Origin of the sequence: Anabaenopsis sp. FSS-46, assembly GCF_029891665.1 — a bacterium.
In the GTDB taxonomy this organism is placed as follows: domain Bacteria; phylum Cyanobacteriota; class Cyanobacteriia; order Cyanobacteriales; family Nostocaceae; genus Anabaenopsis; species Anabaenopsis arnoldii.
Genome location: NZ_JANQDG010000111.1, coordinates 185,704 through 201,280, shown reverse-complemented (window position 1 = coordinate 201,280; position 15,577 = coordinate 185,704). Strand labels below are relative to the sequence as shown.

The 15,577-nt window shown below is 42.1% G+C and carries 7 protein-coding genes; 3 read left to right on the top strand and 4 right to left on the bottom strand.

The window, feature by feature from the left end; all coding sequences use genetic code 11:
• Positions 1-137: 137 nt before the first annotated feature.
• The 3 genes from NWP21_RS13755 to psaA form a co-directional block, all read right to left on the bottom strand.
• Positions 138-1,742, bottom strand: a complete 1,605-nt coding sequence (locus tag NWP21_RS13755; protein ID WP_280793116.1) for an ATP-binding protein — start codon at positions 1,740-1,742, stop codon at positions 138-140.
• Positions 1,743-1,913: 171 nt separating this feature from the next.
• Positions 1,914-4,145 (bottom strand): photosystem I core protein PsaB, encoded by a 2,232-nt coding sequence (gene psaB / locus NWP21_RS13750; RefSeq protein WP_271730804.1) that lies wholly within the window; start codon positions 4,143-4,145, stop codon positions 1,914-1,916.
• Between the two features lie 135 nt (positions 4,146-4,280).
• Positions 4,281-6,539, bottom strand: coding sequence for a photosystem I core protein PsaA (psaA, locus tag NWP21_RS13745; protein ID WP_280793115.1), 2,259 nt, complete (start codon positions 6,537-6,539; stop codon positions 4,281-4,283).
• 510 nt (positions 6,540-7,049) lie between these two features.
• On the opposite strand from psaA, the gene NWP21_RS13740 reads away from it, so the two are divergent.
• Together NWP21_RS13740 and NWP21_RS13735 are read left to right on the top strand one after the other, a co-directional pair.
• Complete coding sequence (locus NWP21_RS13740; protein ID WP_280793114.1) at positions 7,050-8,444, top strand: hypothetical protein; 1,395 nt, start codon at positions 7,050-7,052, stop codon at positions 8,442-8,444.
• A 319-nt stretch (positions 8,445-8,763) separates the two neighbouring features.
• Positions 8,764-11,844 carry a plasmid replication protein, CyRepA1 family gene (locus NWP21_RS13735; RefSeq protein ID WP_280793113.1) on the top strand — a complete coding sequence of 1,027 codons (3,081 nt, stop codon included), beginning with the start codon at positions 8,764-8,766 and terminating at the stop codon, positions 11,842-11,844.
• A gap of 64 nt (positions 11,845-11,908) precedes the next feature.
• Here NWP21_RS13735 and dusB read toward each other — a convergent pair whose 3' ends face one another.
• A complete protein-coding gene (gene dusB, locus NWP21_RS13730) occupies positions 11,909-12,961 on the bottom strand; it encodes a tRNA dihydrouridine synthase DusB (RefSeq protein WP_271730798.1) in 1,053 nt (350 codons plus the stop codon).
• Positions 12,962-13,568: 607 nt separating this feature from the next.
• On the opposite strand from dusB, the gene dnaK reads away from it, so the two are divergent.
• A complete protein-coding gene (gene dnaK / locus NWP21_RS13725) occupies positions 13,569-15,464 on the top strand; it encodes a molecular chaperone DnaK (RefSeq protein WP_271730796.1) in 1,896 nt (631 codons plus the stop codon).
• The last annotated feature ends 113 nt before the right edge of the window (positions 15,465-15,577 follow it).

Below are 15,577 nucleotides of genomic sequence, written 5' to 3'. Positions count from 1 at the left end.
AAAATATAATTAGCAATTGGTATGAAGTACAGAGGAATCTATTTACTTCTGTTGTCCGTGAGCATATTTTTGCTAATCTTAATAGCGATCGCATGATCTAGCCATCATAGATCATGTTTTTTGTCAATGCGTAAGTCCTATGCTATACTATCAAGACCAACACCAGAAAAAGTTAGTGGACGTACCCATAATTTTGCATAAGGTGAATCAACAGTCACTAAATGAGAAAACATCGTATATAATGCCCCTACCCAATGTTCTTCACCGATTTCTGGCTGTATAATCCATTTATCTTTTAATTGGTCTATATTTTTAACCTTGAATCTATTTCTATTTTGAACACCTTTTTTTAATACTCCCAACTTTTGAGTATATGCTTCTAACTTTTCTTCTTGATTTTCTCTGTTTAATCTTTCAATCAACTCACGAAAAACCTGAAGTTGTCTTTTAGCTTCATCAAAAAATTTTTTAATGTTCTCAACAAATGAAGGATCCTTGAGAATTTGCCTAGAAGAATCTGTTACGGCATTTCTATTTGTAACTACATCGAAACTACCATTAATAATTAAAATATAATGAGATTGAGCTTTAGCTTCACCTAGTAAATGATATTCTTTTAATAAATTATGTTCAAAAATTTCATTACAAGGACAAATTCTAACACCCTCAGATGAGATAAATACTCCTCTTTGATCTGCCAATCTAATACCTGATCTTTTTTGACCTTTTCTACTTAATTCTTCATATTTATTTAATGCTCTGCGATGTCCATCTATTGCTAAAACTATACAATAAGTTCTTTCTTCGTATTTAAAAGTAGAACAATAACGGGCTGAAAAATTACCATTATTAAGTGTTGATATTTGAGAAGGAGTTTTAATTTTACTTTCTTCAGCCTGATCTGGTTTGTCTAAATAAGGATATCCTGATTTTATCTCTTGTAAACTATATTTGCTTCTTTTTTTAGACCATAAATAAATTTTACATTGATCATTATATGCTGGGGTTTTAGTAAATGAAATTAATCTTCTTTGAGGAAATCCTGTTTCATCAGGTCTAAGTATTCTCATATCACCATGTCTTGTATTAAAGCGTATATAATGCTTTAAGTATGACCATGTATCTGACCCATAGTCGTCAGAAGAATAATATGCTGAAAAATTTTCAACTTCTAATTCTTCAACAATAATCATTGTTCCTTGCTTATTAAATTTAGACGCGAAGAAGTTTTGATTTAATTGCTCAATAACATTTCTGGTTTGAGTTTTTGGTCTCTGAAAAATTCCATTAAGAATTTCCCAAGGTTGCGAATGATATTCAGAAGAGATATCAAAATTTTCATTAAGATTATTTTTAGGATTATCTATTGATTTATATCTCCACAATAATTCATCTTGACATCTAGTAATGACAGTTATTTTTTTAGATGCAAAACAAAGTTTAGAACCCTGACATTTATAACCAATGGATTCTCCTTGAATTTTTGTTGATTTTCCAATTGAGAAAAAAGCTACATAGGGAGTAATACCATTAGTTTCTTGTGTCTCGTGTAACCCTATACCATCATCAAAATATATGAATCCTTTTTCTTGCAAGAGTGGATATATTTCAATATTACTAGCGTTGGCATCATAGGAATTAGATATTAATTCCCGAATAACTTCACAAGGATCTTTACGATTAACAGAAAGTTCAGAAAGAATATGACTATAAGAAATTACAGGATATTTCGGCTTTTCCATATTAGTTTTTAGTAAGAAGCTATTCTAATTCTGATCTATAAGTCAGGTGGTTTGCGTATTGTAGCATTATTCCTTAGTCTGAAAAAGAACTCTTAACTTCAACTGCAAGAAAAAATCCCCCACCAGACGGCAGGGGATTTTTATTACTCACCTATAAAACTAGTAGCGGAATTAACCGAACTTACCAGCAGTAGAGGCAATCAAGAACGCTGCATAGGTAACAACATAGCCAACGGTGAAGTGAGCTAAACCTACCAAGCGAGCTTGAACGATGGAGAGAGCAACGGGCTTATCTTTCCAGCGAACCAAGTTAGCTAGAGGAGTACGCTCGTGCGCCCAAACAAGGGTTTCAATCAACTCTTGCCAGTAACCTCTCCAAGAGATGAGGAACATGAAACCGGTTGCCCAAACTAGGTGACCAAACAGGAACATCCAAGCCCAAACAGACAGGTTATTCACGCCGTAGGGGTTGTATCCGTTAATCAACTGAGCGGAGTTAGCCCAGAGGTAGTCACGGAACCAGCCCATTAAGTAAGTGGAGTTTTCGTTGAACTGAGCAACGTTACCTTGCCAAATACCTAGATGTTTCCAGTGCCAGTAGAAGGTTACCCAACCAATGGTGTTTAACATCCAGAACATAGCTAGGTAGAAGGAGTCCCAAGCGGAGATGTCGCAAGTACCGCCACGGCCTGGACCGTCGCAAGGGAAGGCATAGCCGAAGTCCTTTTTATCGGGCATCAGCTTAGAACCACGAGCATCCAAAGCACCTTTAACAAGTACTAGGGTGGTGGTGTGAATAGCCAAAGCGAAAGCGTGGTGTACCAAGAAGTCGCCAGGGCCAATTGTTAGGAATAGGGAGTTAGTGCCGGAGTTGATGGCATCCAACCAGCCGCCTAACCAAACGTTGCCGTTGTTAGGATAAGCTGTGTAGGCGATGCTGTCGGGGTTAGATAACAGAGTATCTAAACCGTAGAGTACTTTACCGTGAGCAGCTTGAATGAACTGGGCGAACACAGGCTCAATCAAGATTTGCTTTTCAGGAGTACCGAAAGCAACTACTACGTCGTTGTGTACATACAGACCGAGGGTGTGGAAGCCTAAGAATAGCGATACCCAGCTGAGGTGAGAGATAATCGCTTCTTTGTGCTGTAAAATCCGGTCGAGTACGTTGCCCTTGTTTTGTTCGGGGTCGTAGTCACGTACCCAGAAGATGGCGGCGTGGGCGAAAGCACCAACCATCAAGAAGCCAGCAATATACTGGTGGTGGGTGTACAGTGCTGCCTGTGTTGTGTAGTCCTTAGCAATGAAAGCGTAAGGAGGCAGGGAGTACATATGCTGCGCTACCAAGGAAGTGATGGTTCCTAGTGCTGCCAAAGCTAAGGACAGCTGGAAGTGCAGTGAGTTGTTGATGGTGTCGTACAGACCTTGGTGAGGCAGGTTGAATTGACCTTCACTCTTGCTACCGGGGATTAAACCGGATTTGGAATTGAGCATTTCTTTGATGCTGTGACCAATTCCAAAGTTAGTGCGGTACATATGACCGGCAACAATGAAGATAACTGCGATCGCCAAGTGGTGGTGAGCCATGTCGGTCAGCCACAAGGATTCTGTTTGAGGATGGAAGCCACCCAAGAAAGTCAGAATCGCTGTACCGGAACCTTGAGATGTACCAAAAATATGGCTGGCAGTGTCAGGGTTCTGAGCGTAAACACCCCAGTTACCTGTGAAGAAAGGTGTTAAACCTGCTGGGTGGGGCATGGTGGTTAAGAAGTTATCCCAACCTACGTGCTGTCCGCGAGATTCGGGGATAGCAACGTGAATCAAGTGACCAGCCCAAGCCAAGGAGCTAACGCCGAATAAACCAGCTAGGTGGTGGTTCAAACGGGGTTCAGCACTCTTGAACCAAGACAGGCTAGGACGGAACTTGGGTTGTAAGTGCAACCAACCAGCAAATAAGAATAATGCTGCCAACAACAGGAGGAACACGGAACCGGTGTACAGTTCGCTGTTCGTCCGCATACCGATGGTATACCACCAGTGGTAAACACCAGAGTAAGCGATGTTTACTGGATTGCTAGCGCCACCTTGGGTAAATGCTTCAATGGCAGGTTCACCAAAGTGGGGGTCCCAAATCGCATGGGCGATGGGACGGACATGAAGGGGATCTTTAATCCACTGTTCAAAGTTACCTTGCCAGGCTACGTGGAACAGGAGGCTGGAAGCCCATAGAAAGATGATTGCCAAGTGACCGAAGTGAGTGGCGAAAATCTTTTGGTAAAGATTTTCTTCCGTCATGCCATCGTGGCTTTCAAAGTCGTTTCCAGTGGCGATCGCATACCATATCCGACGCGTAGTCGGGTCCTGTGCGAGATCCTGGCTAAATTTTGGAAATTTCGTTGCCATAGGTTTGATAAATCCTCTGACCTTTAGCCATCAGGTGTCAGCTTTTAGAGTTCTGAGTTTTGAGTACTAGGTTTTGAGCTTGAATTAACTCCTCAGCCCCCAGCACTCAGCCCCCAGCACTCATTAAGTGAATTACTACCCTACTGAAAGGATGTGTGCGTGGAAGAATGCCCAGGTTGTCACAATTCCTCCTAAGAGGTAGTGAGCTACACCTACAGCCCGACCCTGAATGATGCTCAGGGCGCGAGGCTGAATTGCTGGTGCTACTTTCAGTTTATTATGTGCCCAAACAATGGACTCAATTAGTTCTTGCCAGTAGCCGCGACCACTGAACAGGAACATTAAGCTGAATGCCCAGACAAAGTGAGCGCCTAGGAATAGTAGACCATAAGCAGATAAAGCACTGCCGTAGGAGTTGATTACTTGTGTTGCTTGTGCCCACAAGAAATCACGTAGCCAGCCATTAATGGTGATAGCACTTTGGGCAAAGTTACCACCAGTAATGTGAGACACATTACCTGCTGCATCTACTGTACCCCAGACATCTGATTGCATTTTCCAGCTGAAGTGGAAGATCACAATCGATAGGGAGTTATACATCCAGAATAATCCGAGGAACACGTGGTCCCAACCAGATACTTGACAGGTACCGCCACGACCTGGACCGTCGCAAGGGAAGCGGAAGCCCAAGTTAGCCTTATCTGGAATCAGACGAGAACTACGGGCAAACAGTACACCCTTGAGCAGAATCAGGACGGTGACGTGAATGGTGAAGGCGTGGATGTGGTGAACTAAAAAGTCCGCTGTACCCAAAGCAATGGGCATCATTGCCACTTTACCGCCTACCGCCAGAATACCGCCGCCAAAGGCATAGCTAACTGGTTCTAAGGCATTAGGAGCAGTACCACCAGGAGCCAATGTGTGCAGGTTTTGCACCCACTGAGCAAATACTGGCTGTAACTGAATTGCCGTGTCGGAGAACATGTCTTGAGGACGACCCAAGGCACGCATTGTATCGTTGTGGATGTACAGTCCAAAGCTGTGGAAGCCTAGGAAAATACACACCCAGTTCAGGTGAGAGATAATAGCATCCCGGTGACGAATCACCCGATCTAACACGTTGTTTTGGTTCACAACGGGATCGTAATCACGCACCATGAAAATAGCAGCGTGAGCGGCACCACCGACGATCAGGAAGCCACCTATCCACATATGGTGGGTGAATATACACAATTGCGTAGCGTAGTCCGTTGCCAAGTACGGATACGGGGGCATTGCGTACATGTGGTGAGCAATGATGATGGTCAGTGAACCCAAGAAAGCAAGGTTAGTTGCTAACTGAGCGTGCCAAGATGTGGTCAGATTTTCGTACAGACCTTTATGGCCTTCACCTGTGAATGGACCTTTATGGTTTTCCAGGATTTCTTTGATGCTGTGTCCTATACCCCAGTTGGTACGGTACATATGACCAGCAATAATGAACAGAACTGCGATCGCCAAATGGTGATGGGCAATATCTGTCATCCACAAGCCGCCTGTAACCGGGTTTAGACCGCCCTTGAACGTCAGGAAGTCAGCATACTCACCCCAGTTCAAGGTGAAGAATGGTGTTAACCCATTAGCAAAGCTGGGATACAAATCTATCAACAGGTCTTTGTTCAGAATGAACTCATGGGGCAAGGGTATATCTTTAGCAGCGACACCTGCATCCAAGAGTTTGTTTACTGGTGCTGACACGTGTATTAAGTGTCCTGTCCATCCCAAGGAACCACAACCTAGCAATACTGCCAAGTGATGATTCAGCATTGACTCTACATTCTGGAACCATTCCAGTTTGGGAGCACGCTTGTGGTAATGGAACCAACCAGCAAATAAGAACAAGCCTGCTAGTACCAAACCGCCAATAGCTGTTACATAAAGCTGGAATGAGCTGGTAATACCCCAGCCGCGCCATACTTGGAACAAGCCTGAGGTGATTTGAATACCGCGGAATCCGCCGCCCACATCACCATTTAAAATGTCTTGTCCCACAATTGGCCAAACGACTTGAGCGCTAGGACTCACATTTAATGGATCGCTTAACCAAGCTTCGTAATTCGAGAATTTAGCGCCGTGGAATAACATCCCGCTTAACCAAATCGCTACTACGGCTAGATGGCCGAAGTGGGCTGCGAATATCTTGCGGGAAATGTCTTCTAGATCGCTTGTATGTGTATCAAAGTCATGGGCGAGGGCGTGAAGGTTCCAAATCCATGTGGTGGTTTTGGGTCCTTTGGCTAAGGATCTGTCGAAGTGTCCTGGCTTTGCCCATTTTTCAAATGAGGTAGGAACCGGATCTTTATCGACTATGACTCTTGCCTTTTTTTCCTCTCGCTCCGGAGGACTAATCGTCATTCGACCTCCTCTCTTGATAAGGAATGAGGAATCATAATTACCACAAAGTTAACCTAGTCGCAAACTACAGACATTCCTGGAGCAGTGATGAAGACTCTATGTGGAAGTTTGTTTCTGTTGAATTATAGAGTCATTACTGGTGCATTGTTAAACACATTTTAACAATAATTCAAACTCCCTCAAACAATTGTCTTATAAGCTTTGTATCTTCATAGTTTTGCGCGAAAAGTCAAGGGATTGTCCATTTTATTTACAAAGAGTAACAATTACTAAAATTTATGGTTTAACTCAATTCATGTGGTAATACGAGTTGATATTATATTGTTTTATGTTTCAATTGCTACAGTAAAAATATAAAAATACTAACCATTTTCCAGTTATCTGAGAAGGTTTCCGGAAAACATGAGTTGGTGCCGTAAAAATATCATCTTTTGGGCTATGGTATCCGATGCACAATTTAAGCCAAAATAACATAGTCACTTACTGACGACCACCACTAGGATCAAATGCATGAAATCATTGCCAACAAAGGTTTTCTATCAAATATCCTCCCGGAGATTTACTATTTTTAAGTGGCTGATTACCTTAGTATTGGTGTTCAGTTTAACTAGCTGTACTGAAAAAGTCCGTAGCCAAGAAGTACCTGTGAGCCAAATAAATACACCCCAGAAAATTGCTCAGATTTCTCGACAATTTTCCGAGGTGTCGCCACCACAGGTTATCCAAGAACTACGCCCGAGCTTAGAAAATTATCGACCCCAAGTCAAAATACTGACTCCTCAACCTGACGAAGTTATTCAAGACAATACACTCACAGTCAGCTTTCAGACCCAGGACATACCCATATTTAAAGATTCCCAATTAGAACTAGGTCCCCATCTACATGTAATTGTGGATAATCAACCTTACATACCCATTTACGACCCGAATCAACCTCTAATTTTAGCAGACCTCTCTCCAGGTACACATACCCTGCGCGTCTTTGCTTCTCGGCCTTGGCACGAAAGCTTTAAAAATGAAGGTGCTTATGCCCAGACCACATTTCATATTTTCACCAAAACTGACAACAATAATCCTGATCCTACTCTGCCCGTCCTCACCTACAGCCGTCCTCAAGGCACTTACGGAGCAGAACCGATTTTACTGGACTTTTACTTAACTAACGCTCCTCTGCACCTTGTGGCCGAGGAAAACCCTAACAATACCATCAGCGATTGGCGCATCCGTTGCACAATTAACAATGAAAGCTTCATTTTGGATCGCTGGCAACCTATTTACCTCAAAGGCTTCAAACCTGGTAAAAACTGGGTAAAACTAGAATTTCTAGATAATCAAGGAAATCCTCTCAAAAATGCCTTTAATACCACAGCCAGACTCATTAATTACCAGCCCAAGGGTAAAGACACACTTTCGAGAATTGTCACAGGAGAATTGTCAGCAGATGAGGCGCGGAGCATTGTAGACCCCAATTACACAGCTAAAACACCAGCCACTGAACCTATACCTACTCCTGCTATTGACAAAATACCCTCACCACAGCCCATTCCTCAAACTCAACTTCCAGAAACACCTACAACCGAATCACAAGAACCTGTAGAACCAGAAAAAGCAGAACCACCAGAAACACCACAATCTCAGGAACTTGTCGAACCGTCACCCAGCTTACCCCCGACACTACCAGAGATTATTGAGCCACCTGCATCAGAAACACAACCTGAGATAGTCCCCGCGCCGCTTGAAGAACCAGAAAACCCAAAATCTGAGCCTCCAGCAGCAGAACAGCCAGAGGTAACGCCAACAGATGAATCAACTCCCGCCGTGCCATCAGTAGTTCCAGAAACTACACCCATACCAGACCAGCAGGAAAAGGCCGGGGAATACAAAGTTACTACTATGCAGGAATAACAAAACTTAAAGCGATTGCGTAATAGCTTCCGTGGCGTAGCCATAGCCTAGTGCCAAAGGCAATCGCTAAACCTACCCTGAGGGTTTTAAAAAAACGGAAATTTACTGAAAAATTAAAATTAATCACCAGCAAATCTTACAATACAAGCTTATTACTTGAGCAACATAGTCTCACAGAATCAGGAACTTGATAACTAACCGATGTATTCCTTAAAACGAAGTAAAAAAGTACCATATAAACAACGTGATTTCTCCCATAAAAAACCGGCAAATACATGGTAAGTTTTAAATCCATCGTATTCCGTTCAAGGTTCTTCCCATGCATCTGCAATATTTAGACACCCAACACCTTGAGGAATTAGTCAAGAACAGTAGTATAGATTTACATATAGTAAAACTAAATTTTAAATCTCTCCAGGACGCATCACCTTATGATTATCTGCTAATTTCTGAGGATATTCCCCGCACAAACACTGGCAGAGTTAAGAATAATTGGTTACATCGTTACCATCACGTTACCGCTGGCGGTTGGTGGTGTTCTGGTGTAGATCCTCTGAATAATTGGGAACCAATGGAATGGGGATGTTTTAAACCCAACCAACCCCGAATGAATCAGAATGGCAAATCCATCAAGTACGAACATCCACCCAGCACACCAACACGGGTATTTTGTCTGCGGGTAACATTAAAAATTTGGCAGGAAGTCTCTCAACGGTATAATATAGCCATACCTAGCAGTGTCAATGTTGATGCTGATGGGGCAGCTCAAGGGTTTTGGCAATGGGTCAGGACACAAAACTTACCTGTAATCATCTGCGAAGGTGCGAAAAAAGCAGCAGCATTATTAACACAAGGATACCCTGCGATCGCCATTCCGGGAATTACCAGCGGTTATCGGGTTGTCAAAGATATCTTTGGTAAAGTCACGACTCGTCAGCTGATTCCCGACTTAGCAGCATTTGCGATGACAAAGCGCTGCTTTTATATTTGTTTTGATTTTGAAACTCAACCGAGAAAACTTGCTGCTATTAATAACGCCATCTCCCAACTGGGTTGTTTACTCCAAGAGAAAAAATGTCCTGTCAAAGTTATCGAACTCCCAGGAAAAGAAAAAGGTGTTGATGATCTAATTGTTGCTAAAGGTGCAAGTGCTTTCGAGAAAGTATATCGCCAAAGCACTGATTTAGAAATTTATTTAGCCCAAAAGAAACCCCATACTCATCTAACCATTCCGGCCACAGTCACACTCAACTGTCCTTACTTAGAAAAAGTATCTTATCCCACATCTGGATTAGTGGGACTAAAATCAGCCAAAGGAACAGGAAAAACCACAGCACTGCAAGCCATTGTTAATCAAGCTAAAACTTCAAATCGACCCATATTATTAATTACTCACAGAATTCAACTAGGTCGCTTTTTGTGTGAAAAAATTGGTATTGAATGGGGCTATAATGATAGCGACTTTGTTATGGGATCAGATCAAAATTTACCCCTGGTCAGCCAGTCCTGGAAAAAACCTAAATCCTGCGGTTTATGTGTTGATTCAATTTGGAAGCTCAACCCCCAAGAATGGGGAGGAGCAATATTAATTTTAGATGAAGTAGAACAGTCTTTGTGGCATCTCCTCAACAGTAATACTTGTAAACATAAACGAGTAAAGATTTTAAAATTATTCCAACAGCTAATTTCTACAGTCTTGACCACAGAAGGGTTAGTCATTGCCCAAGATGCTGACTTATCAGATGTATCATTAGAATATTTGCAAGGACTATCAGGAATTAAATTAACCCCTTGGGTACTAGTGAATAAATGGAAACCCCGGGGCGGCTGGGATGTAACTTTTTATGACTCTCCTAACCCCACACCACTAATTCACCAACTAGAATTGGATTTAATAGCAGGGCGTAAATGTTACGTTACAACTGATAGTCGCTCTGGGCGTTATAGTTGTGAAACCATTGAAGGCTACCTTAAAGAAAGATTAGAGAAATTAAGACAGCAATTCCCTAAATCCCTAGTAATCAGTAGTCGCACAACCAGCACACCTGGCCATGCAGCAGTTGACTTTGTAGGCAATATCAATCAAAAAATTCCTGAATATGATGCCATTTTCGTTACTCCCAGCCTTGGTACAGGAATCAGTATTGATGTTCAACACTTCGACCGAGTTTATGGTATTTTTCAAGGGGTAATTCCTGACGCAGAAGCACGACAAGCATTAGCAAGAGTACGAGATAATGTACCACGAATCGTTTGGTGTGCCAAGCGAGGTATCGGCTTAATTGGTAGTGGTAGTACAAATTATCGACTACTATCTGATTGGTATCAAGAAAATCAACAAGAAAACTTAGCCTTACTCAGTCCGTTACATAAAATCAATATAGATTTGCCATTAGTGTATGACCCAATGCATTTGCGTACTTGGTCAAAGTTATCCGCTAGGGTCAATGCTTCCATTCGTCTATATCGCCAATCAATGCAAGATGGTTTAATAGCAGATGGACATCAAGTTTGGTTACGAAGTAATGCTGTACATAATAACATTGTTAGAGATTTACGCCTGGCATTTTTGTCCACAGATTCCCAGGACATAGAAACCCGCAAAAGACTAGTTTTAGAAATCGTTAAAGTGCAAAGAGATTGGACACAAAAGCGTCAAAAAGCTAAAGATATCAAATGCGAAATTAGAGAAATTAAGCAGCGGCATCAATTATTAGCTGCTACCGCTGTAACCACAGCGCGAAACATTAATTATCTAGAGTATGAACAACTATTAAATAAACCTTCTCTTTCAGAATTAGAACGTCACCAAATTGACAAATATACCCTGAGACAAAAATATGGCATTGCAGTTACTCCTTTGTTAAAGTTGCGGGACGATAAAGGGTATTATTACCAATTACTCCTCCACTATTATCTTACCCATGACAGCGAGTATTTTCATGTTAGAGATCAGCAAGAATGGCATCAACAATTATTCTGGGGTGATGGTAAAGTTTTTCTGCCAGATTTAAAGACTTATACCTGTAAAGTTGAAGCTATGAAGGGGTTAGGAATGCCAGAATTTTTAGAACCAGAAAGAAAATTTACAGAACATGATGCTGATTTACTGTTGCTCAAGGATATCGTCTTACAGCATAGTAAACACATAAAAAGATTACTAGGCATTGATTTCATCAAGGGAAAGGGCATTATTTCACCGATAAAGATACTTAGCCAACTCTTAAATCTGATGGGTTTAAAACTGAAAAAGGTAAATGATTTTTATGAAATAGATGTAGAAACTTTTTTCGATGGTAGAGAAAAAATCTTTAAAGTTTGGCAGTACCGCGATGAATTAATGTTAAGGAGTATGAAAGGTTCTAAAATTCAAAAATCTGATTATATTCTCTGCTGTTAGATACTGATTATCGTACACCAAGAGCGGGCAAGATGCCCGCAACACAAGAGTTTTACTTATTGGATTAAGCAACTTGAAAATTAGTTGATTCCTCCATCGGTTCAAAACTATGATGTAACTGCTCAATTCCCTGGTCAATTAAATCCAAACCTTGCTGCACCGTTTCAATTACACTTAACTGTCCCCGCAACTCAGGCGCACCGACAAAACCTTTAGCATACCAAGTCATGTGCTTTCGCGCTTGACGTACACCGCGATCGCCTTTATATTCCCATAATGCCTGTAAATGATCTCTGGCACATTCCAAGCGCTGAATTGGGCTTGGGTGTGGTAGTATTTCCCCGGTTTTCAAGAAATGATCAATTTCTCCCACCAAAAAAGGATAACCCAAAGTCCCACGAGAACACATCACACCATCAGCGCCAGTTTGCTCCAAACATCTTACCGCCGCCTCCACAGAAAAAATATCCCCATTACCAATGACCGGAATAGAAAGCACCTCCTTAACACGGGCTATCCATTCCCAACGGGCATTACCATTGTAACCTTGAGCGCGGGTACGTCCATGTACTGTAATCATTTGCGCCCCAGCATCTTCCATACGCTTGGCAAAGTCAAGAATGGTAATTTCTTTGTCATTCCAGCCAATGCGGGTTTTAACAGTCACTGGTACATCTATAGCCTTCACCACTTCCCGCACAATAGCCTCCGCTACTTCCGGTTGACGCAATAAAGATGAACCACCGCCATTTTTAGTAATTTTATTGACTGGGCAACCCATATTAATATCCACAGTATCTGCACCTTCCGCAACCGCTTTAATAGCTGCTTCTGCTAAAAAATCAGGGCGACAGTCAAATAACTGAATACTGATGGGTCGTTCCCGCGGGTCTACCTCCATAATTTTGGGTAACTCTTTGACATAGTGTAAACCCGTAGCATTGACCATTTCTGTATACAACATTGAATCTGGCGCGTAGCGACGCACCAGACGACGAAATACCATATCTGTCACGCCCGATAAAGGCGACTGTAGAACTCGACTCTTCACCTCGAAAGAACCGATTTTCAAGGGTTCAGAGAGTTTAGCTTTTAAACTAGGAGATAGTGTAACCATATAATTTTAAGTTGTGAAAATGAGACATTTAAGGTTGTTTAAGTACCTTTGGTTTTCACTCCAGATGTAGTGCTGAGATTGGCTTTGTCAACTAATTTAGACTAGTATTTTACCGCTGATTGGTAAATATCATCTAGCAAGTGAGTATATTAACACTTACGTATTACCAGATAGAGACTCAGAGGAGAACTTTAATTTAACAGTGTTCTTGAGTATATGGCGGTGTTATTTGAGCATTGATTTTCAATCCATCTAGAGTTTATAACACCTAAAGACGGCAAACACGACTTTGAGATTACGGTTCACCCTAATTGCTGAAAGTATTAATTCTCATACATTAGACAGAGTGAAAGCAAATCTCTCAATGAACGCACTAAATACATCCTTTAAAATTAACCGTCTAGTTCCAGGTTCGGAAAACCGTCCTGCACTGACTGGTCATAACTGAACTTCCCAGTATATATATCAGGATAACTTGGGTTTTTCACCCCAGGAAAGCCTAATTAAAGGTTGTTAATCATGAAATGACTATTTTTTAACCCGTTGGTTCAAAACTTAGTCCCTTATATTCCCATTCATTTGTAGTTATACGGAGCCAAAAGTTACAATGGCAAAAGTAGTTGGAATTGACTTAGGTACAACAAACTCATGCGTCGCAGTAATGGAAGGTGGTAAACCCACAGTTATTGCTAACGCAGAAGGTTTTCGCACAACACCCTCAGTAGTAGCATTTGCCAAAAATGGCGATAACTTAGTTGGTCAAATCGCCAAGCGTCAGGGGGTAATGAACCCTGATAATACCTTTTACTCAGTCAAACGCTTCATTGGAAGACGCTATGACGAAGTTGGTAACGAGTCTACAGAAGTTTCTTATAAAGTCCTCAGCAGCAACGGTAATGTTAAGCTAGATTGTCCCATAGCTGGTAAACCCTTTGCCCCCGAAGAAATTTCCGCCAAAGTACTTCGCAAACTCGTTGAAGACGCTAGCAAATACCTAGGCGAAACCGTCACCCAAGCTGTCATCACTGTTCCAGCATACTTTAACGACTCCCAGCGACAAGCCACAAAAGACGCTGGTAAAATAGCAGGTATTGAAGTCCTCCGAATTATTAACGAACCTACAGCAGCTTCTCTAGCTTATGGTTTTGATAAGAAGAGCAACGAAACCATTTTGGTATTTGACCTTGGTGGTGGTACCTTCGACGTATCCATTCTAGAAGTAGGTGATGGAGTATTTGAAGTTCTGGCTACCTCCGGCGATACTCACCTGGGTGGCGATGATTTCGATAAGAAAATCGTTGACTTCTTAGCCGAACAATTCAAAAGAGAAGAAGGAATTGACCTACGTCAAGATAAACAAGCTTTACAACGTTTGACCGAAGCCGCAGAAAAAGCCAAAATTGAGCTTTCTAGCGTTTCTCAAGCGGAAATAAATTTACCATTTATCACTGCTACCCAGACTGGACCCAAGCACCTGGATACAACCCTCACCCGTGCTAAATTTGAAGAACTCTGCTCAGACCTAATCGACCGTTGCCGCATCCCTGTAGAAAACGCAATTCGGGATGCTAAATTAAGCAGAAGCGATATTAATGAAGTTGTACTAGTTGGTGGTTCTACCCGCATTCCAGCTGTACAGCAGATAGTAAAGCAAGTATTAGGTAAGGAACCCAACCAAAGCGTTAACCCTGATGAGGTGGTAGCAGTTGGTGCTGCTATTCAAGCGGGTGTGCTAGCGGGCGATGTTACAGGTATATTGCTATTAGATGTCTCCCCACTGTCTTTGGGTGTAGAAACTTTGGGCGGTGTCATGACTAAAATTATCCCCCGGAACACCACAATCCCCACCAAGAAATCCGAAGTCTTCTCTACTGCAGTGGATGGACAAACCAATGTAGAAATTCACGTTCTTCAAGGTGAACGGGAGTTTTCAAATGATAACAAGAGCTTAGGAACCTTCAGACTTGATGGTATTCCCCCCGCACCACGGGGCGTACCACAAATTGAAGTTACCTTTGATATTGATGCTAACGGTATCCTCAATGTAACCGCTAAGGACAAAGGTACTGGTAAGGAACAGTCTATCAGCATTACTGGCGCTTCTACTTTAGATAAATCCGATGTTGACCGCATGGTGAGAGAAGCAGAACAAAACGCTGCTGCTGACAAGGAACGTCGTGAGACCATTGAACGGAAGAACCAAGCTGATTCTTTGGCGTACCAAGCTGAAAAGCAGTTGCAAGAACTAGGTGATAAAGTTCCTGAAGCTGACAAAACCAAGGTCGAAGGTTTAGTTAAAGACCTCCGTGAAGCTGTTGCTAAGGAAGATGACGAGCAAATTAAGAAGCTGACACCGGAACTACAACAAGCATTGTTTGCGGTAGGTAGCAACATCTATCAGCAAGCAGGTGGTGATGCTGCTGGTGCTGCACCTCAAGATGCTGGTTCCACTCCCCCTCGTGGCGGTGAGGATGTGATTGATGCTGATTTTACTGAAAGCTAGTAAAAAACATTCACTGCATTGAGGATTTTTACCCATCCAAGCTTAACCCTGGGTGGGTAAAATTGATGTAAATAAACACTTTTGTGGTTTTTCGTTTATTTTCCGGGACTGAT

Bases quoted from the DNA above. Each gene is read 5' to 3' on its own strand.
- NWP21_RS13755 (WP_280793116.1), bottom strand. From the start codon at position 1,742: ATGGAAAAGCCGAAATATCCTGTAATTTCTTATAGTCATATTCTTTCT.
- psaB (WP_271730804.1), bottom strand. From the start codon at position 4,145: ATGGCAACGAAATTTCCAAAATTTAGCCAGGATCTCGCACAGGACCCG.
- psaA (WP_280793115.1), bottom strand. From the start codon at position 6,539: ATGACGATTAGTCCTCCGGAGCGAGAGGAAAAAAAGGCAAGAGTCATA.
- NWP21_RS13740 (WP_280793114.1), top strand. From the start codon at position 7,050: ATGAAATCATTGCCAACAAAGGTTTTCTATCAAATATCCTCCCGGAGA.
- NWP21_RS13735 (WP_280793113.1), top strand. From the start codon at position 8,764: ATGCATCTGCAATATTTAGACACCCAACACCTTGAGGAATTAGTCAAG.
- dusB (WP_271730798.1), bottom strand. From the start codon at position 12,961: ATGGTTACACTATCTCCTAGTTTAAAAGCTAAACTCTCTGAACCCTTG.
- dnaK (WP_271730796.1), top strand. From the start codon at position 13,569: ATGGCAAAAGTAGTTGGAATTGACTTAGGTACAACAAACTCATGCGTC.